This is a genomic window from Burkholderia catarinensis (assembly GCF_001883705.2).
Classification (GTDB): domain Bacteria; phylum Pseudomonadota; class Gammaproteobacteria; order Burkholderiales; family Burkholderiaceae; genus Burkholderia; species Burkholderia catarinensis.
This window is the reverse complement of record NZ_MDEQ02000006.1, coordinates 191277-215347: the sequence shown is the minus strand read 5'-3', so window position 1 is coordinate 215347 and position 24071 is coordinate 191277. Positions and strand designations below refer to the sequence as shown.

General features: G+C 66.4%; 24 protein-coding genes and 2 pseudogenes. 19 read left to right on the top strand and 7 right to left on the bottom strand.

Going from position 1 to position 24071, the window contains the following annotated elements:
• Positions 1–23: 23 nt before the first annotated feature.
• The 4 genes from BFF94_RS12025 (at position 24) to BFF94_RS12010 (ending at position 4880) form a co-directional block, all read left to right on the top strand.
• Complete coding sequence (locus BFF94_RS12025; protein ID WP_128847605.1) at positions 24–2579, top strand: M35 family metalloendopeptidase; 2556 nt, start codon at positions 24–26, stop codon at positions 2577–2579.
• Positions 2569–3540: a hypothetical protein gene (locus tag BFF94_RS12020; RefSeq protein WP_246637280.1), complete on the top strand. Its 972-nt coding sequence runs from the start codon at positions 2569–2571 to the stop codon at positions 3538–3540. Before BFF94_RS12025 ends, BFF94_RS12020 begins: the two co-directional genes overlap by 11 nt.
• 220 nt (positions 3541–3760) lie before the next feature.
• Positions 3761–4594 carry a hypothetical protein gene (locus BFF94_RS12015; protein ID WP_246637279.1) on the top strand — a complete coding sequence of 278 codons (834 nt, stop codon included), beginning with the start codon at positions 3761–3763 and terminating at the stop codon, positions 4592–4594.
• Positions 4595–4625: 31 nt separating this feature from the next.
• Positions 4626–4880, top strand: coding sequence for a PAAR domain-containing protein (locus tag BFF94_RS12010; protein WP_128847607.1), 255 nt, complete (start codon positions 4626–4628; stop codon positions 4878–4880).
• Positions 4881–5282: 402 nt separating this feature from the next.
• On the opposite strand, the pseudogene BFF94_RS12005 reads toward BFF94_RS12010, so the two are convergent.
• The 3 genes and pseudogenes from BFF94_RS12005 to BFF94_RS11990 all read right to left on the bottom strand — a co-directional run.
• Positions 5283–5363 (bottom strand): annotated as a pseudogene (locus BFF94_RS12005) (antibiotic biosynthesis monooxygenase); the annotation flags it as partial.
• A 393-nt stretch (positions 5364–5756) separates the two neighbouring features.
• Positions 5757–7133, bottom strand: a complete 1377-nt coding sequence (locus BFF94_RS11995; RefSeq protein ID WP_128847609.1) for an ATP-binding protein — start codon at positions 7131–7133, stop codon at positions 5757–5759.
• Positions 7130–7792, bottom strand: a complete 663-nt coding sequence (locus tag BFF94_RS11990) for a response regulator (RefSeq protein WP_128847611.1) — start codon at positions 7790–7792, stop codon at positions 7130–7132. The genes BFF94_RS11995 and BFF94_RS11990 overlap by 4 nt, the downstream gene beginning before the upstream one ends.
• A 233-nt stretch (positions 7793–8025) precedes the next feature.
• Between BFF94_RS11990 and BFF94_RS11985 the strand changes: the two genes are divergently transcribed.
• The 7 genes from BFF94_RS11985 (at position 8026) to BFF94_RS11955 (ending at position 12699) form a co-directional block, all read left to right on the top strand.
• Positions 8026–8379: a YgiW/YdeI family stress tolerance OB fold protein gene (locus BFF94_RS11985; RefSeq protein ID WP_128847613.1), complete on the top strand. Its 354-nt coding sequence runs from the start codon at positions 8026–8028 to the stop codon at positions 8377–8379.
• Between the two features lie 55 nt (positions 8380–8434).
• Positions 8435–9295 (top strand): MurR/RpiR family transcriptional regulator, encoded by an 861-nt coding sequence (locus BFF94_RS11980; RefSeq protein ID WP_219139374.1) that lies wholly within the window; start codon positions 8435–8437, stop codon positions 9293–9295.
• Between the two features lie 55 nt (positions 9296–9350).
• On the top strand, positions 9351–9776 hold the full coding sequence (locus tag BFF94_RS11975) for a GNAT family N-acetyltransferase (protein ID WP_128847615.1): 426 nt from the start codon (positions 9351–9353) through the stop codon (positions 9774–9776).
• 178 nt (positions 9777–9954) lie between these two features.
• Positions 9955–10815 carry an isocitrate lyase/PEP mutase family protein gene (locus BFF94_RS11970; RefSeq protein WP_128847617.1) on the top strand — a complete coding sequence of 287 codons (861 nt, stop codon included), beginning with the start codon at positions 9955–9957 and terminating at the stop codon, positions 10813–10815.
• A 13-nt stretch (positions 10816–10828) separates the two neighbouring features.
• Positions 10829–11035 (top strand): hypothetical protein, encoded by a 207-nt coding sequence (locus tag BFF94_RS11965; protein ID WP_158062076.1) that lies wholly within the window; start codon positions 10829–10831, stop codon positions 11033–11035.
• 126 nt (positions 11036–11161) lie between these two features.
• Positions 11162–11428: a YodC family protein gene (locus BFF94_RS11960; protein WP_128847621.1), complete on the top strand. Its 267-nt coding sequence runs from the start codon at positions 11162–11164 to the stop codon at positions 11426–11428.
• Between the two features lie 101 nt (positions 11429–11529).
• Positions 11530–12699, top strand: coding sequence for a cytochrome P450 (locus tag BFF94_RS11955; RefSeq protein WP_219139373.1), 1170 nt, complete (start codon positions 11530–11532; stop codon positions 12697–12699).
• Positions 12700–12714: 15 nt separating this feature from the next.
• Here BFF94_RS11955 and BFF94_RS11950 read toward each other — a convergent pair whose 3' ends face one another.
• Together BFF94_RS11950 and BFF94_RS11945 are read right to left on the bottom strand one after the other, a co-directional pair.
• Positions 12715–13041 carry a superinfection immunity protein gene (locus tag BFF94_RS11950; RefSeq protein WP_219139372.1) on the bottom strand — a complete coding sequence of 109 codons (327 nt, stop codon included), beginning with the start codon at positions 13039–13041 and terminating at the stop codon, positions 12715–12717.
• A 90-nt stretch (positions 13042–13131) separates the two neighbouring features.
• The gene (locus BFF94_RS11945) at positions 13132–13551 is read right to left on the bottom strand and encodes a rhodanese-like domain-containing protein (protein WP_128848113.1); all 420 of its coding nucleotides are present in this window, start codon (positions 13549–13551) and stop codon (positions 13132–13134) included.
• 119 nt (positions 13552–13670) lie between these two features.
• Between BFF94_RS11945 and ftrA the strand changes: the two genes are divergently transcribed.
• The 7 genes from ftrA (at position 13671) to BFF94_RS11910 (ending at position 20903) form a co-directional block, all read left to right on the top strand.
• Entirely contained in the window at positions 13671–14645 is a 975-nt protein-coding gene (gene ftrA / locus BFF94_RS11940) for a transcriptional regulator FtrA (RefSeq protein WP_219139371.1), read from the top strand.
• A gap of 162 nt (positions 14646–14807) precedes the next feature.
• Positions 14808–15545 carry a hypothetical protein gene (locus tag BFF94_RS11935; RefSeq protein WP_219139370.1) on the top strand — a complete coding sequence of 246 codons (738 nt, stop codon included), beginning with the start codon at positions 14808–14810 and terminating at the stop codon, positions 15543–15545.
• Between the two features lie 108 nt (positions 15546–15653).
• A complete protein-coding gene (locus tag BFF94_RS11930) occupies positions 15654–16724 on the top strand; it encodes an NAD(P)H-dependent flavin oxidoreductase (protein WP_219139369.1) in 1071 nt (356 codons plus the stop codon).
• Positions 16725–16804: 80 nt separating this feature from the next.
• On the top strand, positions 16805–18259 hold the full coding sequence (locus tag BFF94_RS11925) for a M20 family metallopeptidase (protein ID WP_128843680.1): 1455 nt from the start codon (positions 16805–16807) through the stop codon (positions 18257–18259).
• A gap of 56 nt (positions 18260–18315) precedes the next feature.
• Complete coding sequence (locus tag BFF94_RS11920) at positions 18316–19425, top strand: malate/lactate/ureidoglycolate dehydrogenase (protein WP_128843681.1); 1110 nt, start codon at positions 18316–18318, stop codon at positions 19423–19425.
• A 16-nt stretch (positions 19426–19441) separates the two neighbouring features.
• Positions 19442–20029 carry a TfoX/Sxy family protein gene (locus tag BFF94_RS38195; protein WP_128843682.1) on the top strand — a complete coding sequence of 196 codons (588 nt, stop codon included), beginning with the start codon at positions 19442–19444 and terminating at the stop codon, positions 20027–20029.
• Between the two features lie 295 nt (positions 20030–20324).
• The gene (locus tag BFF94_RS11910; RefSeq protein ID WP_128843683.1) at positions 20325–20903 is read left to right on the top strand and encodes an NnrU family protein; all 579 of its coding nucleotides are present in this window, start codon (positions 20325–20327) and stop codon (positions 20901–20903) included.
• Positions 20904–21087: 184 nt separating this feature from the next.
• Here the strand turns inward: BFF94_RS11910 and BFF94_RS11905 are convergent, their stop codons facing one another.
• Positions 21088–21828 carry a sulfite exporter TauE/SafE family protein gene (locus BFF94_RS11905; RefSeq protein ID WP_128843684.1) on the bottom strand — a complete coding sequence of 247 codons (741 nt, stop codon included), beginning with the start codon at positions 21826–21828 and terminating at the stop codon, positions 21088–21090.
• A 625-nt stretch (positions 21829–22453) separates the two neighbouring features.
• Between BFF94_RS11905 and BFF94_RS11900 the strand changes: the two genes are divergently transcribed.
• On the top strand, positions 22454–23749 hold the full coding sequence (locus BFF94_RS11900; RefSeq protein WP_128843685.1) for a right-handed parallel beta-helix repeat-containing protein: 1296 nt from the start codon (positions 22454–22456) through the stop codon (positions 23747–23749).
• Between the two features lie 132 nt (positions 23750–23881).
• Here the strand turns inward: BFF94_RS11900 and BFF94_RS11895 are convergent.
• Positions 23882–24067, bottom strand: a pseudogene (locus tag BFF94_RS11895) (DUF488 family protein); the annotation flags it as partial.
• Positions 24068–24071 lie beyond the last annotated feature (4 nt).

Sequence of the window (24071 nt, the reverse complement as noted above, 5' to 3'; positions counted from 1 at the left end):
ATTCCATCAAGGAACGGTGCCTCATGATTGTGACTTTCCCGTTTGAAGACGATCCTTATTACAACGCCCCGCAGCCAGCGTCTTACCCGCAGTCAGCCAGTGCCGCGCTGAGTACGCCAGCACTTGTCCGCAAATATATCGATCTCGCGAAGCACGTCGCGGGAGGTGTATTCCCGGTAGGGCGCAACCGCTTTTGGCACGGCGGCGTACACCTGAGCGGAAAAAAGCCGGTGCGCGCGGTCGCGGACGGAACCATCGTCGCATTCCGACTGGATCGGGACTATATCGACAGCGAACTCGACCGGCAGATCAAGGCGGCCGCACCCGTGAAGGCGTCAGCGTCGAAAGCCAAGCCGCAGCAGTCACCGCCCCGGCAGTTCAGCAGCAGCTTTGTACTGATACGGCACGAGTGCGAGGTCAATAGCGGAGGCGGTGAAATGCAGCCCGTGGCGGGCGTTTCGCAGGGTGTCAGCGCGAGCATCCCCAGATACATCGGGGCGCACTTCTACTCGCTCTACGCGAATCTGCTGCCGCAGAAGCAGTTGCAGAACAAGGCAGTCCTGCCGCCGTTTCTCACGACCACCAATACAATTGTCCCGGTTGCCGCGTTGCGCGGGGACGAAGTAACGGTAAGCGCGGTGATCGATGACGGGCACCACATGGTCAAGATCAGGATTACTGACATCAATACCCGCAACAGTGGCGACGGATGGATCGAGCGCATGTATCTGGACGTGGCGCCAGGCGCTCCACTGAGGCCCGAGCAGAAAATCCGGCTGGGCTACCCCATTTCGTTCATGTATTGCTGCCATCCTACGGAAAAGCGGTGGATGCCGTTGGACTGCACCTTCTCAATGGAGTATCCGGTCAGGGCCGGACAGGTGATTGGTTACGCCGGGATAACGGACGGCGATCTTGGTCCGGTGGCGGACAGCTTCCACTTCGAGATTTTTACAGGTGAGAATAAGCTGGTGAAGCAGATGAAGCCGCTTGTTCCGCTGAACATTATCGACCCAAGTTCGTCGTACCAGGAATATGCCGATGGACAGAAAAGCGATGGTATGGGGAAGGTGTGGTTGACGAATAATGCTCGCCTATCCCGAATGGTTCTCGACACTAGAGTTTCACCTTCGCTATCGGCATCCGACATGCAAGTGTTTCCAGCCGGCTCCTGCTTTTTTGGAGCGATACCCTGCGGGGTAGATGGAAAGAAGCCTAATTTGGTTAGCGACCTGATATGTTTCAAGCTATTTGGCATGAATGGAAGTACTTACTACGCGTACGCCGATCAAGCGAGGGCCGCAGCCGATGGGCGGGAAATTGTCCGCGAAGCGTGGGTGACGCTGACTACCGATAGCGACTGGGTAGCACGGGGATGGCAGACCTATGAGGATAGCGAACTGAATACGACTGACGATGGCTTCGTTGAAGACGACGATGCGGTCATGCAGAAAATCCTGTCTGCCGCACACAAGTCTTCTGCGAGCCTGAGTCTTGAGGATCTTCACGCTGATGGCGTTGACGCGATCTTGCGCACCGCCGCCGTCCGGTTCCACACTGAATGGGACAGCAGCAACAACAGCAAGCGATACGACAAACTTCAGCAAGGCGGCCATCCGCCGCTTCCGCAATTATCCGACAGCCAGTTCAAGGCGTTCTTGCAGGATATTCGGCGTCAGCAGTTCTGGAGCGAGGCGAAGGTACAGCAGGACGGTGTGAACAATGCCATGAAGCCGCTCTCCACGCCGATGGATGCGAAGAACTGGCATTTCCACCCAGTGGGTTTTCTAGCCCAGATGCGGGAATGTCTCGCAACGGACGCAACGCTGTCCGAGGAGGCGTTCGAACTGGAAATTCGACAGAGCTGGATAACCTGCCTGAAGCTGATCGAGAAGCGCCTCAAACAGCTCGAACCCTGGGCGGACGCCAACGCCGCCATGCCTGATGAGCCCTCGGCGCGGGCGCCAGTCGTCAGGGAATATGCGACTCTGCAAACGATTCACAATGTTGCTCATCACGATCTCTGGTCGAACTTCGAATACTGGTTTGGCGTAACGCCCAACGACATCGCTGCCCCGGAAACGTTGCACGGACAGCTTGCAGCCAAGCCTGCCGGGCATCACGTCCACAACTACCTGAAAGGCATGCGGGAGTTCTTCCGCCATATATCCATGCAACGGGTGGTCAAGGGCGCACTGGGTTTTGAGGCAGGTGCCTATGTGCAGCCGGGGTTGTATCCAGCCAAGGCGCTCAAGCCCGCCCAATCAGGCTTCCGGATGGAATACGTCAATATCGCTTGCCAGTATGGTCCGTTCTTCCGAAGCTTTAATAACGGGGACCCGGTCGATCAGAACCGAATGGAAATCCAGCTGCACGAGGTGGCGCATTTGCAGAATACCGCTCATGCCAAGGACCAGAAAATCGATGTTAACGGGACACATGACCCTGGCAAATACAACGGAAAGACTGCCTATGGGGCACACGCGGCACGGGTACTCGCCGAGTTCACGCCCAACAGGGCGTTAGCTAATGCCGAAAGTATTGCATTTTTTATCGAGAGCGCAAAGAATGAAACCTGACCGTCTGACAATGAACGGCGTTCGCACCATTATTTCGATTGGAGGGATGGTGGCGCTGCTCGGCTGCTCGTCCCTTGCAGAACAGCAAGCGGCGCCGCCTTCGAACCAAACTACGAAAAGTTCTATGACCGACAAGCAAAGTGGAAACCAGACGGGTGTCGTGCCGAATGAGCGGGTAACCTGGATCAAGAATCCGTTGATCACACAGATCAGGTTCCATGACGCAATCGTACGTGACGACAGTATTAAAGTGCGGTACTACATTTCCTATATAAATCCGAGTAAAAAGGACGTTAAATGGACCGGTAAGCCGACTCCTGACGCCCCCGAAATACGGCTGTCTTCAGAGGGGCATGAAATTCAACTTGAGCCTCCACGCAAGTCGAATGGCATTGAGCCATATGTGGCATCTCCGCGAGATGAGGACATTAGATTGTATTCCTACGTTTTAAAGGAAGAGGAGAAATGGACGACAGATGGGCCAACCCAATTTGTAATCGAAAATACCCAGTTCCTTACGGGCACACACATTTACGAAGTCGTCTACTGGCAAACCCAGCTCGACTGGATCGACGTGCGCGAGGTTCTGGACCGTACCGATACGGGCAAGGGCAGGATGATGTACCCGATCACGGATAACGCGCCGTCGAACCGCCTCTATTTCAGGGTCTACAAGCCGACCGATGAAGAAGCGCGTGAGGGGCGGCACATTGAATTCCTCGGCGAAGTGGATGCCCGTACGCAGGTTCCCGCGCTGCCGTACGCCCGTCCGGGCGACTACGCGCCAAAGACCGGCTACTGGGCCGCGACGGGCAAGAGCATCGAACGGCTCGGCGGCTATCACGAGGTGTTCGTCAAGGAAGGTGATTCACTGCCGAACCTGCCGGGGGACCGGGGCGTGGATCCCTTCAGCTTCCAGTGGAAGTACGTGGGCGACCACAGTCAGGCTAGCGGGCAATGACAGCAGATTACTTCCCGGATGTGTTCATGCCCAATCGTGAACCGGTGTATGCCAAGGAATAGCATTTCTATTAAGAGCGCGAAAGATGAGGCATCACCATCGGACGATGCGCGGTACTGGACTGGTTGTTCTGACAGCGGGGCTTGTAGCGGCGTCGGCCTGCTTTGCCTCGCCAGTATCGCAAGCCTTTCCGTTACCGACCCAAACCACGGAGAGTCCCTTGACTGACAAGCAAAGTGGAAACCAGACGGGCGTCGTGCCGAATGAGCGGGTAACCTGGGTCAAGAATCCGCTGATCACGCAGATCAGGTTTCATGACGGAAAGCTTGGCAGCAACTACGTCGAAATTCACTATTACCTGTCTTATATCAATCCAAGTAAGCAGGACGTTAAATGGACCGGTAAACCGACACCGGATGGTCCTGCAATGCGGCTGTATTCGGGGGGCAAGGAGATTAAGCCTGCCCCGCCTAAGCATCGTGACATTGAGCCTTATGTCGCGGCTCCACGGGATGAGGAAATAAAACTGTACGCCAACAAGGTTAAGGCTGAAAGCAAATGGACTTCAGATGGCCCCGGTGAATTTGTGATCATGAACAGCCAGTTCCTTCCTGGCACACATGTCTACGAGATGGTCTACTGGCATACGCAACTTGACTGGATCGACGTGCGCGAGGTTCTGGACCGTACCGATACGGGCAAAGGCAGGATGATGTATCCGATCACGGATAACGCGCCGTCGAACCGCCTCTATTTCAGGGTCTACAAGCCGACCGATGAAGAAGCGCGTGAGGGGCGGCACATTGAATTCCTCGGCGAAGTGGATGCCCGTACGCAGGTTCCCGCGCTGCCGTACGCCCGTCCGGGCGACTACGCGCCAAAGACCGGCTACTGGGCCGCGACGGGCAAGAGCATCGAACGGCTCGGCGGCTATCACGAGGTGTTCGTCAAGGAGGGTGATTCACTGCCGAACCTGCCGGGGGACAGGGGCGTGGACCCCTTCAGCTTCCAGTGGAAGTATGTGGGCGAACAGAGTGCGGCCGCTGGAAAGTAACGGCTGATCAATATCACCATCGGAGATTTTCATGCGACCCGTTGTGCTTGTCGGCCATCGCCATGTCTGTCCGTTGCATGGACCTGGGACTGTTATCAGCGGCACGGACGGCGTGACAGTCGGGGGGAGAAAAGCGGCCTGTGTCGGTGACTCTACGAGTTGCGGTGCTGTCATCGTCACCGGGGGCGTAACCACGTTTGGCAGCCGGGCGGTCGCCCGCGAGGGTGACACCACCAGCCACGGCGGCACACTGGTCGAGGGCGATAACGGCTGGTTGCTTGATTGAGCGGAACAGGGAAAGCACGCCATGATTCAACTTCCAGGCAGACATGCACCGGGCGACGCATCGGCGTCCGCCGAGTCACCGCAGCTTGTCGCTGTTCGCATGAATCTCAATAGTAGACAGGACGGGGTGGCTACCGTTTGTGTGGCGGCAGGCAAAGTTCTTCACGCTTTCGCGTCTTACTTTGACGCGATGATCAGAGCAACGCACTTGGCTACGCCGAACAGCCGCATCGGTGTTTGGGGGGAGGGCATTTGCCGCCGGGGACGATCCAGCCCCCCAACCGGGATGGGTACAACGTGCTTCTGCAAACGGGTTGGGCCGCCCGCCAGGGACGATTGATTACTGGACCGGACAACCAGCCGCCAGGATGTTTTCTTAAACTTCGCCGGGCAGGTCATGCCCTCACGCCGTGCAGATACCGGCCACGCCGACTTTCTGGAACAGGTGCGGGCTCGCGACGGCGGACGACGGATAGGCCGGCAGCACGCGGAGCGCCGCATCCAGGTCAGCCGAACTGAAGTCGCCGGCGATGTCGCGGACATGCTGTTGCCACTGCCCGACCACGGCCTGACAGGCCGCCTCGCTGCGAGGCGTCAGCGCGTACAAAGGGGAACGTTTGTGTGCCGGACCGGGTAGCGACTCAACCGGCCCGTCGCCGGTCAGCGCGTTGATCTGTTTCAGCACCGCCTGCCGACGGCCTGCGGGTCGAGCGAATCGTCGACGACAACTGAATCGGGTGGTGGGCTGACCCGGCCTGGCGCATTTGCCGCGCACGCTCGACAAACCCTTTCCGATCAATGGCTTGGTGCCGTTAATGGAAGGTTGTCCACAAGCTTGCCAACATAATCTGTGGACAAGCCGCCCGTCGCGCGTGTCTCAGGCCGGTAGCGGAAAGCGCACCGTAACGGTCAGCCCGCGGCCGCCGCGCGTGGTACCGAGCGCGACCGTCGCGCGATGCTGTTCGGCGATCCGCTTGACGATCGACAGCCCGAGCCCGCTGCCCGACGACGTGACGGCCTGCGCGCCCTCGCCGCGATAGAAGCGCTCCCACACGTCCGTGCGTTCGGCTTCCGGGATCCCGGGGCCGTCGTCGGCGACTTCGAGCACGGGCGTCGTGCCGTCGAAACGCGCGGACACGTCGACGCGCGCACCGTCGCCCGCATAGCGGATCGCGTTGTCGACGAGGTTGTTCAGCAGCACGCGCAGCGTGTCGGCATTGCCCGGGGTCATCACGGGCGAGCCGACGATCGCGCCGAGGTCGATCCGGTGCGCGTCGGCGACGCGTGTGCGATCCGCGACCACCGATCGGCACAGCGCGGCGAGATCGACGGGCGCCGACGCGGATGCGGCCGCTTGCGCATCGGGTTCGAGGCGCGCGAGCGTCAGCAGCTGTTCGGCGAGGTGGCCGAGGCGCGTCGTGCCCGCATGGATCTGCGCGAGGATGCGCTCGCGTTCGTCGGCACTCGCCGCGCGCCGCAGCAATTGCGACTGGATCGACAGCCCCATGATCGGCGTGCGCAACTCGTGCGCGGCATCGGCGATGAAGTGCCGCTGCAGCGTGAACGAGCGGTCGAGCCGCGCGAGCAGGTCGTTGATCGCTTCGGCGAGCGGACGGACCTCGTTCGGCATCGATGCGACGTCGACCGGTTCGAGGTTGTTCGCATTCCTGCGTTTAAGGCCGGATGCGATCGTGCGCAGCGGCCGCAGCCCCGCGCCGATGCCGAACCACAGGCCGATCGCCAGCAGCGGCAGCATCGAGAACACGGGCCACAGCAGGTGCACGGCGATGGCCGCGATCGCTTCCCATCGCGCATGGCGTGCCTGCGCGAGCCGGATCGTCGTGCCGCCGCGCTCGGTCACATAGGTGCTCCACGGCTGGCCGCCGACGTCGACGTTCGAGATGCCCGTCTGCGCGGGCGGCGGCAGTTTCGAATCGCGGTCGGTCGAATACACGAGCGTGCCGTTGCGCCAGACCTCCAACAGCACGGCATCGGGATCGCTGGCTTCGAAGTCGTGCTTGCCGTTGCCGTGGTTGCTGAACGACAGCTCGCCGTTCGGACCGACGACGATCTGCTTCGACATGCTGCGCATCTGGTCGTCGAGCAGGTCGTCGAGTTCGCGCAGCGCGCCCCAGTAGGTGCCCGCGCTCGCGACCAGGCCGATCACGCACGCGGCCGGCAGCAGCCACATCAGCAGGCGCCGCCGCAGCGACGTGTTGCGCCAGCGCGCGATCGCGCGTTGCATGCGCGTCATGCGCCGTCACCGATCCGGTAGCCGACGCCGCGCACGGTGCGGATCATGTCGTGGCCGAGCTTCTTGCGCAGGTTGTGGATATGCACCTGCACCGCGTTGCTCTCGATTTCCTCGCCCCAGCTGTATAGCCGCTCCTCGAACTGCTCGCGCGAAATCACCGCGCCCGGTTCGCGCATCAGTTCGTGCAGCAGCACGAATTCCTTCGGCGACAGCGGCACTTCGTCGTCGTCGAGCCAGACGAGGTGCTTGACGGGGTCGAGCCGCAGCGGGCCGATCGCGAGCGTCGTCTGCGCGCGGCCCGCATGGCGGCGGTTGACGGCGCGGATGCGGGCGAGCAGTTCGTCGAGCTCGAACGGCTTGACGAGATAGTCGTCCGCGCCGCTGTCGAGGCCCGCGATGCGGTCGGGCACGCCGTCGCGCGCGGTGATGATGATCGCGGGCAAGGTTTCGTCGCGGCGGCGCAGCGCGGCGAGCACCGACAGGCCGTCGCGGTTCGGCAGCCCGAGATCGAGCAGCAGCAGGCCGTAGCCGGTCGAGCGCAGCGCGAGCGACGCGGCGTCGCCGTCCTTCACCCAGTCGACCGCGAAGCCTTCCTGTCTGAGGCCCTGTTCGAGCCCGCTGCCGATCAGCGGATCGTCCTCGACGAGCAGTACGCGCATGGATTCGTGTCTCTTCAACGGGGGCGCCGGGGCGCCCGGGGTTCCCATGATAAGCGCACCCGTCTTAGGCGGAGCTTAAATGCGGGCGGCGCGCGGCAGGCTTGCGTACCGGCCCGATGCGGCGCCGTGTCGCTTCGGCACGACCTTCAGGTTTGCTTAATCTTACGACCCGTAATCTGGCGCCGTCGCGTTCAACGGGGCGCGGCGCCACATCGAAAAAGAGGAACGAGATCATGAAACACCTGGCCAGAATCCTGACGGTCGCGCTCGCGACGCTGCCCGCCGCCGTCTACGCGCAATACACGGGGCCGTCCGCGCTGACCACGACGACCGTGAAAGAGCTGCTCGCGAACGGCAAGGACGACCAGCATGTGCAATTGCAGGGGCGCATCGTCAAGCATGTCGGCGGCGAGGATTTCGAATTCGCCGACGCAACCGGCACGATCCGTGTCGAGATCGACAACAAGCTGTGGGAGGGCGGCCAGCCCGTCAGCGACAAGAACGACGTGAAGGTGACCGGCGAATTCGAGCGCAAATGGTCGGGCGGCGTGAAGGTCGACGCCGATCACGTCGAAGTGCTGCGCTGACCGGTGCGCGCGGGGCCGGTGATACCATGAACGACCGGTTCCCGTTCCCACCAAGATGGCCGCCAATTTCGACGAACTCGCGTCCCGGATCCGGGCGCAATTTTCCGAGCTGAGCCCGCAATTCCAGGCGGGCGCCGCTTTTCTGCTCGATCATCCCGACGAAGTCGCCACCTCGTCGATGCGCAAGGTCGCGCAGCGCGCGCGGGTGCAGCCCGCGTCGCTCGTGCGGCTCGCGCAGCAATTCGGCTTCCCCGGCTGGAACGAGCTACGCGACCTGTGCGTCGCGCGCGTGCGCACGCGCCCCGAGCCGCTCACGCAGCGAGCGCGCTCGCTCGTGCGGCCCGACGCGAAGGCGTCGCTCGCGCACGACCTGCTCGCCGCGCAGCAGCACAACCTGTCGGCCACCGCCGCGCAGAACGAGCACGCGCTCGCCGATGCCGCGAAGCTGATCCGCAAGGCGTCGCACGTGCATGTCGCGGGGTTTCGCTCGTGCTATCCGGTCGCGTTCGGCTTCGTGTACGGCTACCGGCTGTTCCGTCCGACCGTGTCGTTGCTCAATGGCGTCGCCGGTTCGCTCGAAATGGAGCTGCGGACGATCGCGAAGCAGAGCGTGACCGTGATCGTCAGCTTCGCGCCGTATTCGGCGGAAGCGACGCGCGTCGCGCAGGCCGCGAAGGCGCAGGGCAGCCGGATCGTCGCGATCACCGACAGCGCGGTGTCGCCGATCGCGCTGCACGCGGAGGCGCAACTGATCTTCACGCACGACAGCCCGTCGTTCTTTCCGTCACTGGTGGCCGCGCATGCGATGGTCGAGGCGCTGGTCGCGCAGTTGCTGGCACTTGAAGGCAGCGACGCGGTCGCGGCGCTCGAGCGCACGGAAGCGGAACTGCACGCGAAGGGCGCTTACGTCGTTTGAGCCGGCACGTGCGGCTTCACCCCGCCATCACTCACGATTCAACCGGATGCAGCCGATGACGTTCACTTACGAGGTGACCGACGCGGGCGACGCGAACGTTCGCAAGCAGATCGTCGCGCCGCTGATCCGATTCAACGAAAGCCAGGCCGGCCCGAACGACTTTCGTCCGCTGGCCGTCGTCGTGACCGATCAGGACGGCGCGGTGGTCGGCGGCCTGTGGGGCGGCACGGCGTACGGCTGGCTGCATGTCGACCTGCTGGTGGTGCCCGACGCGGCGCGCGGCCAGGGCGCCGGCACGCGCATCATGGATCTGGCCGAAGGGGAGGCCGTCGCGCGCGGATGCCGCAGCGCGTGGCTCGACACGTTCGACTTCCAGGCGCGGCCGTTCTACGAGAAACGCGGCTATGTCCGCTTCGGCGAGTTGCCGGACTATCCGGTCGGGCACACGCGCATTTTCCTGACGAAGAAGCTCGCGGGCTGAGCGGCGGCGCAGTAAGCGGCAGCAGGCGGGCAACCGGCGGGTGGCGGTGCGTGTCCGCTCGATGCCGGCCGCCGGCGCGGCGCTTTTTCCTGTCGTGCGACGACATTTCGGCGATCGCTGAAACGTCGCGCGCACGACCGGCGTAAGCTCACCCGTCACCACCCTCCGGGAGTCCGCGATGACCCGTTCCGACCTTCAAGCCCGCCACGCCGAAGTGTTCCGTGCACTGCACACGCGCCCCGGCGCGTTCATCATCCCGAACCCGTGGGACGCCGGCACCGCGCGCCTGCTCGCGATGGCCGGTTTCGAGGCGCTCGCCACCACGAGTGCCGGCTACGCCTTTTCGAAAGGGCAGCCCGACAACGCGATCGACCGCGACGCGATGCTCGATCACATCGCCGATCTCGTCGCCGCGGGCGGCCTGCCCGTGAGCGCCGATCTCGAGAACGGCTTCGGCGACGCGCCCGATACGGTAGCCGAAACGATCCGGCTGGCGGCCGAGGCCGGTGCGGTCGGCGGCTCGATCGAGGATGCGACGGGCCGTGCCGATGCGCCGATCTATGCGCGCGAAGCGTCGGTCGAGCGCATCGCGGCGGCCGTCGATGCGGCGCGTGCGCTGCCGTTTCCGTTCACGCTGACCGCGCGCTGCGAAAACTACCTGCACGGCCGCCGCGACCTTGCCGACACGATCGCGCGGCTCGTCGCCTATCGCGACGCGGGCGCCGACGTGCTGTATGCGCCGGGCATTACCGATGCCGACGAGATCGCGGCGGTGACGCAGGCGGTCGGCGCGCCCGTCAACGTCGTGATGGGTTTGCAGGGCGGGTTGCTGAGCCTCGATGCGCTGGCGGCGCTCGGCGTGAAGCGGGTCAGCGTCGGCGGCGCGCTGGCGCGGGCCGCGCTCGGCGCGTTTCTGCGCGCTGCGACGGAGATGGCGCGCGACGGCACGTTTACGTTCACGGAGGCGGCCGTACCGGGGCGCGACCTCAACCGCTGGTTTGCGGCGCCCGATAATTCGCCGGTTTCGTTCGGAGAATGACCACCGATAAAACGTGGGAACGTTTCCAGTCGAAACGTCGATTGATAATAATCAACGCGATTTCGTGTCCGAATTAAACATCGGTGACGACACTAACACCATCGTCTATTCTCCGTATTCCACCGGTTCGACCGGAATCGGCGCGCAGGCCGCGCCGGATCTGGCGATTGGCCGCCCGCCTTGCGTGTCGATGCCGAGCATTGTTGCATTTTGCCGATGAGTGAGTTTTTGTACGTGGGAGTTGCCGGCTGATTTTTTGATTGATAATCTGCGACACGTTCGAATGACCGGTCGACGGGCCGCCGAGAATATCAATATATTCAATATATAAAATACTGAGAGAGCGATGACGAACCGAGAAAATCAACGCATCGGGTTTCGCGTCGGCGATGTCGTGACGCTGAAAACGGGCGGACCGCGCATGACCGTGACCTATGCCGGGCCGGTCGTGTTCGACGACGGCGAATGGCTGATCTGCCAGTGGTTCGACGAAAGCGGCGAATTCCGGCAGGAAATGTTCCATCAAGACACGGTGGCGCTGGAGCCGCGTGCGATTTCGGCCGGGCGCGTCCGGCTGCGCATGCAGTCGCATCGCTATCGGTCGGCAGCCTGACATCGACCTGTCGTTGCGATGCGGCCACGCGCGGCGGCCGCACCACGACATTTCACGCCAGCCCGAAACATGCGGCGGCGCGCTGCGCCGATACTGGCCGCATGAACCCGACCGATCCCATTGCCGCGGTCACGCACCGCGATCCCTATCCCTACTATGCGGCGCTCGTCGACGGGCCGCCGCTCGCGTTCGACGCCACGCTCGGCCTGTGGGTCGCGAGCCGCGCGGAGGCCGTGACGGCCGTGCTCGGCCATCCGGCCTGCCGCGTGCGCCCGCTGGACGCGCCCGTGCCGCCCGCGTTGCGCGGCACGACGGCCGGCGCGCTGTTCGGCGAGCTGGTGCGCATGAACGACGGCGCGCTGCGGCACGACGTGCCGAAGCAGGCGCTGCGCGCGGCGTTCGCGCCGATCGACACGGATGCGCTGCGCGACCGCGCCGCACGGCTTGCCGCGCGGCGGTTGCCGGCGCCGGGCGATGCCGACGCGCTGAACGCGTGGTGCATGACGGTGCCCGTCTGCGCGGTCGCGGATCTGCTCGGCTTCGACGAGACGCAACTCGACGAGATCGCGGCGCGGGTCGTCGACTTCGTCGCCGCGCTGTCGCCGCTGTCGGACGCCGCAGCGCTGGCCCGCGCGAGCGACGGCGCGCGGCAATTGCTCGACCGGATGACGGAGCGCGTGGCGCAGACGCATGCGCACGACGGCACGCTGGTCGCCGCGGTGCAGCAGGCGGCCCGCGCGTCGGGCTGGCAGGCGAGCGGCGCGCTGGTGGCGAATCTCGTCGGATTGCTGTCGCAGACCTGCGAAGCGACGGCCGCGTGGCTCGGCAATGCGCTGGTGGCATGGAACGGGGAAGCGGGAGCCGCGCGCATCGCGCCGGACGCCGCCGCGCTCGATGCATTCGTTGCCGAGGTCGGACGCTTCGATTCTCCGGTGCAGAACACGCGCCGCTTCGTCGCGTCGCGCACGACGATCGAAGGCGTGAGCGTCGACGCCGGCGACGCGATCCTCGTCGTGCTCGCCGCGGCAAATCGCGACCCGGCCGTGTATCGCGACCCGCACCGGCTGATGCCCGGCCGCACGGCCGGGCCGAATTTCGGCTTCGGCTCGGGGCCGCACGGCTGCCCGGGCGAGCGGATCGCGCGGGCGGTGACGGCGGGGGCGTTGGGGGCGTGGTTGCGCGCGGGCGGCTGGCCGCCGCGCGACGGGCTGGTGTGGAGTTACCGCGCGTCGACCAACGTCAGGATGCCGCGGTTCGACGCGGCACGGTGACGGGGAAAGAGGGACTTAACGGCAGCCTTGTTTCTCCGCCCATTGCTCCTGGGCGGCGACGCGGCGCTGCACGCGTTCGACGAGGCCGGTCGAGAAGGTCCGCATGCTGACGCCGCGGCGCTTCGCGAGGATCGTCTGCGCGACGTCGATGCTCGGGTTCGGCTGGCACGCCCAATACAGCGTCATCAGCCAGCCGATGCCCGTCCACGCGAACAGCACGTTGAACAGCGCGATCGTCAGCTTGTCGCGCCGGCCGCGTTTGTCGGCAATGATGGCCGGCAGGAAATAGAGCGCGATCGCGGCGACTGAACCGACCGCTTCAATCAGGACTTCGTCATGCATGGTGCTGCTCCGCCCAAACTGCAATGAGGCCGATTGTCGCGCTTTTTCCGTTTGTGTGCCGGCAATTGATTGTTGCGCTTTTAATGACGATCAGCCGGCTTCGGCGTCCGCCGGCTGCCGATCGTTGCTCAGTGCGAAACCTTCGTCGAGCCAGCCCGTCACGCCGCCGATCATCAGCTTGACGGGCCGGCCGAGGCGCGCGAGCCGGATCGCGGCACGCGCGGCGCCGTTGCAGTGCGGGCCCGCGCAGTAGACGACGAACAGCGTGCCGGCCGGATAGCCGGCGAGCTTGCTTTCGATGATCTTGCGGTGCGGCAGGTTGCGTGCGCCGGGCACATGCCCGGCGGCGAACTGGGCGGGGCCGCGCACGTCGAGCAGCACGAAATCGGGTGTGCCCGACGCGAACGCGTCGTGCACGTCCCAGCAATCGGTCTCGAATCGCAGCGATGCCTCGAAATGCGCGAGGGCGGCGGGGCTGTCGGCGGCGGGCACGTCGGTGACGTAGGACATGGGCAGGCTCTCCTGGTTGAATCGAACGGGCGCGGAACGCGCCGGAATGAAGGGCAGTATCGCGGTTCGCCACGTTTCGCGGCAGTGGCGCGATCGACAAGTTCCGGTAACATCGCGCCATGCACAATCATCTCGTCGTCGCGCTCGCCTACGATCGCCTCTGCACGTTCGAATTCGGCTGCGTGGTCGAACTGTTCGCGCTCGAGCGCCCCGAACTCGGTGTCGACTGGTATCGCTTCGCCGTCTGCGCGAGCGAGCCGGGGCCCGTGCGCGCGGCGGGCGGCATCACGGTCGCCGCGCCGTACCGGCTCGCGACGCTCGATCGCGCGGATACCATCGTGATTCCCGGCTGGCGCGATCCGGACGAACTGCCGCCGGAACCGTTGCTGAAGAAACTGCGGGCCGCGCATCGCCGCGGCGCGCGGCTCTGCTCGATCTGCTCGGGCGTGTTCGTGCTGGCGGCGGCCGGCGTGCTCGACGGCCTCACGGTGACGACTCACTGGCGCTATGCGGAGAAGCTGCAGGCGCGCTATCCGGCGCTGCGCGTGAATCCCGATGCGCTGTACGTCGACGAAGGGCAGGTCGTCACGTCGGCCGGGTCGGCAGCGGGGCTCGACATGCTGCTGCATCTCGTGCGCCGCGATTACGGCGGCGCCATCGCGAACCGCGTCGCGCAGCGCCTCGTGCTGCCGCCGCATCGCGACGGCGGCCAGGCGCAGTTCGTGCCGCGCCCGGTCGCGCCGGGCGGCAGCGACCGGCTCGCGAAGCTGATCGACTGGATGCGCGTGCACGCGGCCGAGCCGCACACGCTCGCGTCGCTCGCCGCGCAGGCCGCGATGAGCACGCGCACGCTGCAGCGTCAGTTCGCGGACGCAACGGGGATGTCGCCGCTCGCATGGCTGATCCGCGAGCGCGTGAACGTCGCGAAGGACATGCTCGAAGCGCATCCCGCGCTGTCGCTTGCGCAGGTCGCGACGCGCGCGGGGTTCGGTTCCGAGGAATCGCTGCGCCGGCATTTCCGGCGCGTCGCGGCGACCAGCCCGGCCGCGTACCGGCGCGGGATGGATCGCGGCACGCGATCGCCGGACATCTGAGCGCCGTGTTTCGGTACGACAGCCAGCTGTCGGCCGTTGCCCCGTCGACGACTTCATCCGCGCGTAAGATGGCGGTCGCCGAGAGGCGGCGGTCGCGACGACGCATGCCAACCCCCCGCGCTGAACCGCCGTGCATGGACCACAACGAAAAGGAAAAGCATCATGGGCCTGCTGGGAAAGCTGTTCGGAAAGAAACCGCGTGACGAAGCGGTGCCTGCACCGACACGTTCGTCGGACGAAGCGGGCGAGCCGGACGAGCGCGACGACAGGAACGAACCCGACATCGCGCCCGAACTCGCCCCCGCGCTGGCCGCGCTCCAGGCCGGCCGGCACGAGGCCGCGATCGCGGCCGCCGCGCCGCACGCGGAACGGCTTGCCGATGCGGCGCGCCTTTGCGCGCTGTCGTACTCGGCGATGCATCGCTATCCGGAAGCGTTCCCGTACTGGCTCGAGCTGTTCGACAAGGAGCCGAGCGCGCACAACGCGGTGCAACTCGCGACGACTTCAGTGATGTGCGGCGAAGTGGAGCGCGGCGAAGCGTGGATGCAGAAGGCTGCCGAGGTCAATCACGACACGCACGAGCAGTCCGACGTCGCTGCGCGTGTGAACTTCATCTCCGCGCTGATGCAAAGCGGCCATCTGCGCGAGGCGCTGCCGCATCTCGCGTGGGTGCGCGACGTATACGGCCACGTCCGCATCACCGATTCGACCTTCCTCTACATGCGCGGCATTCCGTTTTTCCCGTCCTTCCTGGAAAAGAGCCTCGAGATCCTTAAGGCCACGCAGTCGGCCGACGCGATCGCGCCGTGGTATGGCGAACTCGAGGGCAAGCTCGACGAAGAGGGCGAAGCGCAGCTTGCTGCATGGGTCGGCCGGTTGCCGGCACAGCCGGCGACCTGAGCGGTCGACACCGGCTGCTTGTAGTGTCGCCAGCCGCATCGCGGTGGCGTGGCGTTGCATCGCGCACTTGACGTGCGCGCCGATCGTTTCTTCCGAAGGGTGATTCCGATGACGATGCTGCCTTCCCGTTTGCCGCTGATCCAGGCCCCGATGGTCGGTTCGCTGAGCCCGCTCGCGATCGCGGTGTGCGAAGCCGGCGGACTCGGCTCGCTCGCGTGCGCGGCGCTCGGCCCGCAGCAGTTGCGCGACGAGATCGCGGCGATCCGGGCGCGCACGCCCGCGCCGTTCAACGTGAACTTCTTCTGCCATACGCCGCCGGCGCCCGACGCCGAGGTCGACGCGCGCTGGCGCGCGGCGCTTGCCGGCTACTACGCGGAAGCCGGGCTCGATCCGGCCGACGTGAAGGGCGGCCCCGGCCGCGCGCCGTTCGACGATGCGATGTGCGCGGTCGTCGAGGAATTGCGGCCGGCCGTCGTGAGCTTCCATTTCGGGCTGCCGGACGACGCGCTGCTCGAACGCGTGCGACGCACGGGCGCGCAGGTCGTGTCGTCCGCGACGACCGTCGAGGAGGCGCGCTGGCTGGATGTGCGCGGCGTCGACGCGATCGTCGCGCAGGGCGCGGAGGCCGGCGGCCATCGCGGGATGTTCCTGACCGGCGACATTCATGCGCAACCGGGCCTGTTCGCGTTGCTGCCGCAGATGGTCGACGCAGTGCGCGCGCCCGTGATCGCGGCCGGTGCGATCGCCGACGGGCGCGGCATCGCGGCCGCGTTCGCGCTCGGCGCAAGCGCGGTGCAGATCGGCACCGGCTACCTGCTGACGCCGCAGGCCGGCCGCTCGGCGCAGCATCGTGCGGCAGTGCGCGCCGCGCGCGACGACGGCACGCGCATGACCAACCTGTACACGGGCCGCCCGGCACGCGGGCTGCTGACGCGCTTCATGCGCGAGCAGGGGCCGATGAGCGCGCTCGCGCCGGCGTTCCCGCTCGCGACGGCCGCAGTCGATCCGTTGCGAGGCGCGTTCGAGCGGCAGGGCCGCGACGATTTCTCGCTGCTGTGGTCGGGCGAGGCCGCGGCGCTCGCGCGCGAAGAGGATGCCGGCGCGCTGACGCGGCGCCTGTGGGACGACGCGCTGGCGTGCGCGGCGGGGCTGCGCGACGCGTTCCCGCAGGCTGTCTGAGCGGCCGAGGAAGGGGCGCCGGCGGGGGAGCATCGGCGTATGATCTGGGTTTTCGTCAGCCCGATCCAGGCACCCCCACCATGACCTCCGTCGACACTACCCCCGTCCTCGACCATGACAAGCTCGTTACCTTCGTCGAGCGCAAGTGGAACGATGAAATCCTCCACGCACTGACCGACTACATCGCGATCCCCGCTAAGAGCCCCGCATTCGACCCCGACTGGGCGAAGCGCGGCTATCTCGAGCGCGTCGTCACCGATGCCGCGCAGTGGGCCGAGCGGCAGCCCGTGAAGGGCTTGAAGCTCGAAATCGTGCGTCTGCCGGGCCGCACGCCGGTGATCTTCTTCGAATCGCCGGCCACGCGCTCCGGCAGCACCGACACGATCCTGCTGTACGGCCACCTCGACAAGCAGCCCGAATTCGACGGCTGGCGCGCGGACCTCGGCCCGTGGACGCCGAAGTTCGAGAACGGCAAGCTGTACGGCCGCGGCGGCGCGGACGACGGCTATGCGATCTACGCGAGCCTCGCCGCGCTCGGCGCGCTCGACGAGCAGGGCATCGAACGGCCGCGCTGTGTCGGCCTGATCGAGACCTGCGAGGAATCGGGCAGCTACGACCTGCTGCCGTACGTCGACGCGCTGCGCGACCGGCTCGGCCAGGTGTCGCTCGTCGTGTGCCTCGATTCGGGCGCCGGCAACTACGACCAGATGTGGCTCACCACGTCGCTGCGCGGGCTCGTGTCCGGCGACCTGCAGGTCGAGGTACTCGAGGAAGGCATCCACTCGGGCGTCTACGGCGGCATTGCACCGTCGAGCTTCCGCGTGATGCGCCAGCTGTTCGAGCGCCTTGAAGATGCGAAGAACGGCAACCTGCTGCCGGGCGTGTTCCATTGCGAGATTCCCGACAGCCGCGTGCTCGAAGCCGAGGCGGCCGCCGCGATCCTCGGCGACGCGGTGTGGAAGGGGCTGCCCTGGGCGTGCGGCGCGGACGGCAAGCCCGTGCTGCCGACCACCACCGATCCACGCGAGGCGCTCTTGAATTCGACGTGGCGTCCGTCGCTGTCGGTGACGGGCGCGGCCGGCATGCCGGCGCTCGCCGATGCGGGCAACGTGCTGCGTCCGCGCACCGCGTTCAAGCTGTCGTTGCGCCTGCCGCCGCTCGTCGACGCCGCGCAGGCCGTGCAGCAGCTGAAGGCACTGCTCGAACTCGATCCGCCGTACAACGCGAAGGTCACGTTCAAGCCGGACGCGGGCGCCGCGACGGGCTGGAGCGCGCCGGATCTCGCGCCGTGGCTCGCGTCGTCGCTCGACGCCGCATCGCGCCGCCACTTCGGCGCGGACTGCGCTTACATGGGCCTCGGCGGCACGATCCCGCTGATGAACGTGCTGCAGGAAGGCTTCCCGTCCGCGCAGTTCATGGTGTGCGGCGTGCTCGGACCGAAGTCGAACGCGCACGGCCCGAACGAGTTCCTGCACGTGCCGTATGCGAAGAAGCTGACCGCGGCGGTGGCGGACGTGATCGCGACCGCGCGCTGATTGCCGCGACCGTTCGACGTCCCGATTGTCCAACCCGACCTGATGGAACCTCGCCGATGACCGCACTGCCGACGCCCGATACCGAACCGCTGCGCATGCGCGCCGAACCGCTGCATGCCTTCGTCGCGACACTCTGGGAGCGGGCAGGCAGCAGCGAACGCGAGGCGCGGCTCGTTGCCGATCATCTGGTCGGCGCGAATCTCGCGGGCCACGATTCGCACGGGATCGGGATGATCCCGAATTACGTCGCGTCGTGGCGGGAAGGGCAGTTGAAGCTGAACGGGCATGCGGCGATCGTCCGCGACGGCGGCGCGGTGCTGACGATCGACGGCGGGCGCGGCTTCGGCCAGGTGATCGCGTTCGAGGCGATGGTCGAAGGCATCGAGCGCGCGCGGCGCATGGGCATCTGCGCGATCGGGTTGCGCGACGTGCATCATCTCGGCCGCATCGGGCACTGGGCCGAGCAGTGCGCGCGCTCGGGGCTCGTGTCGTTCCATTTCGTCAACGTGCCGGGCGACCTGCTGGTCGCGCCGCTGCACGGCACCGATCCGCGCTTCGGCACGAACCCGTTCTGCGCCGCGTATCCGCGTGCGGGCAGGCCGCCGCTGCTGCTCGATTTCGCGACGAGCGCGATCGCGTACGGCAAGACGCGCGTCGCGTACAACCAGGGCAAGCGCGTGCCGGCCGGGTCGCTGATCGACCATCGCGGCCAGCCGACCGACGATCCGGCCGTGATGCACGAGCAGCCGTTCGGCGCGCTGCTGCCGTTCGGGCTGCACAAAGGGTATGCGCTGGCGGCGATGTGCGAGATCTTCGGTGGCGCGCTCGTCGGCGGGCATACGACGTACGGCGACACGCTGCAGAAGACGAGCGCGATCGTCAACGGGATGCTGTCGGTGCTGATCGATCCGAACGCGTTCGACGCGGCCGACGCCGAGCGCGAGGCCGATGCGTTCGTCGCCTGGGCGAAGGCGTCGCCGCAGGCGGGCGATGCGCCGGTGCAGGTGCCCGGCGAGCCGGAGGAGGCGAGCTGCGCCGCGCGTGGTGCAGAGGGCATTCCGGTCGACCGCGCGACGTGGCGGCAGATTCGCGAGAGCGCGGCAGCCGTCGGCTTCGACGAGGCCGGGCTCGATGCGTGGACGCTGCGCTGTACCGGCGCGGCATGACTGACGAGGGTGGCCGATGAGCTGGCAGGCGGACAAGGCACACGGCGAGGAGATCGCGTACCAGATCGCGAGCCTTGGCCATATCGAAGTCACGCGGTTTTTCAGCGGCGCCGCGTTGCGGCTCGACGGCGTGATGTTCGGCTTCCTGGCGCGCGGATCAATGTTCCTGCGCGTTGACGACGTGAACCGCCCGGCGTTCGTCGCGGCGGGCATGGGGCCGTTCTCGTATGCGAGGCCCACGCGTACCGTCGCGCTCGAGGGGTACTACGAAACACCGGCCGACGTGCTCGAGGATGCGGGCGCGTTGTTCGACTGGTGCCGCGGTGCGTATCGCGCGGCGCTGCTGGCGGGGCCGCCGAAGCGCAAGGCGAAGGTGAAAGCGGCGGCGAAGCTGTCGCAAGCGGCTGAATCCGGAGCAGCGCTGAAACCGGCATCGAAGCGCAATGCGAAAGCGAAACCGGCTACGAAGCCGGCTACGAAACGGAGCGCGAAACCGGCAGCGAAACCGGCAGCGAAAACGTCCGCGAAATCGGCAGCGAAACCTGCGTCGAAACCCGCAGCGAAACAGGCCATGAAATCCGCGCCCAAGGGCAAGCGACCGTAGCATCAACCACGCGCCGCCGCGGCGCCATGATTTCCGTTGTCCTATTTTTCCGACTTGCCCATCGCCGGGCGACGCGCGCGATACTCGCCATCCGCACCGGATCACGAAAGCATCAACCTTTTCGCGCCGCGCATTCTGCATGCTTCACAACGGCGGCCCCGGCGTTTATGATCGGCGCGGGTCGTGCCCCGTGCCTGGGGTGGCCCGCGCCGGCCTCGCCGCCGGTCCCGCGAACGGCGCATCGAACGCCGCGCGGCATGTATTCCCCACTCATCGTTCCAGACGGAGATAACCGATGCTCGTCCTGATTCTCGGTTTAGCGATCTTCCTCGGTGTGCACTCGATCCGGATCGTCGCGGACGGCTGGCGATCCGCGACCATCGAGCGGATCGGCGAGAAACGCTGGAAAGGCCCCTATGCGATCGCGTCGATCGTGGGCTTCGTGTTGATCGTCTGGGGTTACGGGATCGCGCGCCAGAGCGTGACGTTGCTGTGGGTGTCACCCGTCGGCGTGCGCCACCTCACCGGCATGCTGACCGCGATCGCATTCGTGCTGATCGCCGCATCCTACGTGCCCGGCAACCGCATCAAGACGCTCGTCGGCCATCCGATGGTGGCCGGCGTGATGGTATGGGCGGTCGCGCACCTGCTCGCGAACGGCACGCTGCATGCGGTCGTGCTGTTCGGCGCCTTCTTCGTATGGTCGCTGGTCGATTTCGTCGTGTGGCGCGCGCGCGACCGCCGCAACGGCGTCCGCTATCCGGCCGGCAAGCTGTCGGGCGATGCCGTGGCGATCGTGGCCGGGCTCGTCGTGTGGGCGGTCTTCGCGCTGTTCCTGCACGGCTGGCTGATCGGCGTGCGGCCGTTCGGCTGAGCGGGCACGCCTGCGAGGATTGACGAGCAGGGCGCCCAGGTCGCCCGCCGCGCCCGCGAGAGGGTGATGACGATGGCAACCCCAGGTTGTGGGCAGGCGCCGCCGCGACGGCAAACGAGATAGGCGAAAGACGTCTTGAGGTTTGCTCATCAATTGCCGCGGCGGCGGCAGTGATGCGCGTGCGTCAGATCGGCTTGACGAACAACCCGACGGTCAGCACCGCGCCGATGCAGACGATCCCGATCCGCAGCACGCGTTCGTTTACGCGATGCAGCGCCCACGAGCCGAGCAGGCCGCCGACGATCGCGCCGCCGCCGAGCGCGAGTGCCGAACCCCAGTGCAGGTGCGGCGACGTCAGGAACAGCACGACGGCCGACGCGTTCATCACGCCCGCGAGCGCGTTCTTCGTCGACATCGCGTGACGCGGCGACAGGCCGGCCATCGTCAGCGTGGCCATCATCAGGAAGCCGAGCCCGCCGCCGAAATAGCCGCCGTAGATCGCGATCATGAACTGCGAGAGCGCGGCGGGGACGGTGCCGAGGTGGTGGGCCGTGCCTTCGCGCGGCTTACGGAAAAAGCTGCCCCACGCGAACACGATCGTCGCGAACAGCACGAGCCACGGCACGAGGCGCGAGAAGATCGACGAAGGCGTCTTCAGCAACAGCAGCCCGCCGAGCGCGCCGCCGACGATGCTGATCGCGAACAGCGCGCGAAACGACAGCCTGCCCACGCCGCGCACCATGCTGCGGCTCGCCCAGCCGGTCGTGACCTGCGCGGGAAACAGCGCGACCGTCGACGTGATGTTCGCCGCGAGCGGCGACATGCCCGACACGATCAGCGCGGGCAGCGTGACGAACGAGCCGCCGCCCGCGAGGGTGTTCTGCAGTCCGGCCCAGAGGCCGGCGAGGATGACGAGAGCGAGCATCGGAGCGGGGGCGCAAGGTGACGGGGCTCACCTGCCGGAATCGGGCAGGCGCGGCGAACGCACGATGGTAATGCAGGACGGGAGGCGGCGTGAACTGCTGCGATCGCAGTGTCGCCGCGAGCCTTCCCGGCCGGCGCAAGCGACGATGCCGCACCGCCCGAGACCAAGGTCGAGGATGTCCCGGGCGGGCGGACGGGCGGTCTTACGACGTCGTGCGACCAATGTCGGATTGTCGAACGCTGCGCGCGAAATAGACTGGTTGATGAGTGGCGGGAAAGAACCGGCAGGGTTGGGGGGGGCAGCCGGCGCCCGGTGCGCTCGGGAACGCAATTCCTGTTGACGGGTTCGATTCCGGCCACGCGGTGCCGGCGCGTCGGAATCGGGCCGCCTTTTCTCGGGGGACACGCATGCGCGCCGGCGGGCGAACAGGCGACCGGGTGTCGATCGCGGCCACGCGACGGCGCTTCGTTGCCGTTGCTCCGCCGCATCGGCGGAGCAAATGAATGGCGCAGTCGGGATGGTTCGGCGCGTGTGCCATGCGCCGTACGATCGCCGTTGCTCGAACGCCTCGCGACCGTCAGCCGTTGGCCGGTCGTCATGGGCGAACGGGCGTGAGAGAACAACCATGAGAAAGTCGTTTCGCGGGGTCGGCCCGAGTACGGCCGTCTGCCTGATCTGTACCGCATGTTTTGCCGCATCGCCAGCGGCCGCCTACACGCCGGGCGGCACGCGGCATGCGCATCCGTTGCGCAGCGCGGCGGTGCTTCCGGCCGTGACCGTCCAGCCGACGGCGAACGGTGGCGACCAGGCCGACGCGCTGCAGGCCGCGTTCGATGCATTGCAGCCGGGCCAGCGCCTCGTGCTCGCGCCGGGGCGCTACGCCGTCGGTCGGTCGCTGACGGTGTCCAGAACGGACGTCGTGATCTCGGGCTATGGCGCGACGCTGGTTGCGACCAACCCGGCCGATCAGACCATCGTGATGAGCGGCAGCGGTTCGACGCTCGTCGGCGTCACACTGGTCGGCACGGGCACGACGCGGCTGACGACGCCCGCATCGACGAAGGTCGAGGTGACGGGCGCCGGCGTCCAGGTGCTCGGCGTGACGATCCAGGGTGGCGCCGGCGCCGGGATCTTCGTGTTCGGCGGCAGCAGCGTGGCGATCGTGGGCAACACCGTGCAGGCGACGCTGGCCGACGGCATCCACGCCACCTATGGCTCGACCAACGTGCTGGTGCGCGGCAACACGGTGAAGGACACCGGCGACGACCTGATCGCTGTCGTCAGCTACCAGGGTGACGGCCGCCTCAGCGCCAACGTGCTGATCGACGGGAATACGGTGTCGGGCAACTACTGGGGGCGCGGCATCGCCGTGGTCGGCGGGCGGTCCGTGACGATTTCGAACAACACCGTCAGCGGCGTGCAGAAGGCGGCCGGCATCCTGGTCGCGCAGGAGGATTCCTGGAAGACCTACGGCGTGTCGGACGTGGTGATCGAGAACAACGTCGTCGGCGCGATCCAGGACGGCACGAATGCGAACAACGGCCTGCCGCCTACCCAGCAGGGCGCGATCGAACTCGATACCTGGTCGGGGACGGTGTCGTACGTCGTCGTGAAGGGCAACCGCGTATCGGGCTCCGGCTATGCCGGCTTCCGGGCGTTGGGGAACGTCTGCCATTTTTCGGTGGGCGACACGACGCTCGCATCGATCGCCGGCATGCCGGTGTCGCTGCTGACGAACAACTGCCCGGCCGCCGATATCGTCGCGTACGGCAATTCACTGGGCGGTGTGGCGCTGGCGCCGCCGGTCGGCGCTTCCCCGTCCGGGACGATTCCGGCCGGCGGTGCGGTGACGTCGGGGATGCCGGCCGTGCGCACGAGCCTGATGCAGGCGAATGGCGCACCCGCGTCGGCGCGGCACTGACGATGTTCGCGACGCGCTGCCGGCCGTGCCATCGAACGGGCGCCGCGCTATGCGTTCGGGGGCGAGGTTGCCCCCGGCGCCGTGGCGTCGTCCCCGGCGTCCGGATAGACGATCGCGCCGTCAGGCCGGATCGCCGCGCCGGCCGCCGAGTGCGGCGATGTGTTCGTACGCGATGCCGGCGGCGGCCAGCGCGTCCGGCAGCGTCGCTTCGTTGAACCGGGGATTGGAGCGCGAGCACGTCATCTTGCGGATATCCGCGAGCAGCGCGATATCGACTGCGTCGAGCATCCCGACGAACTCGTCCGTGGAAACAGACACAGTC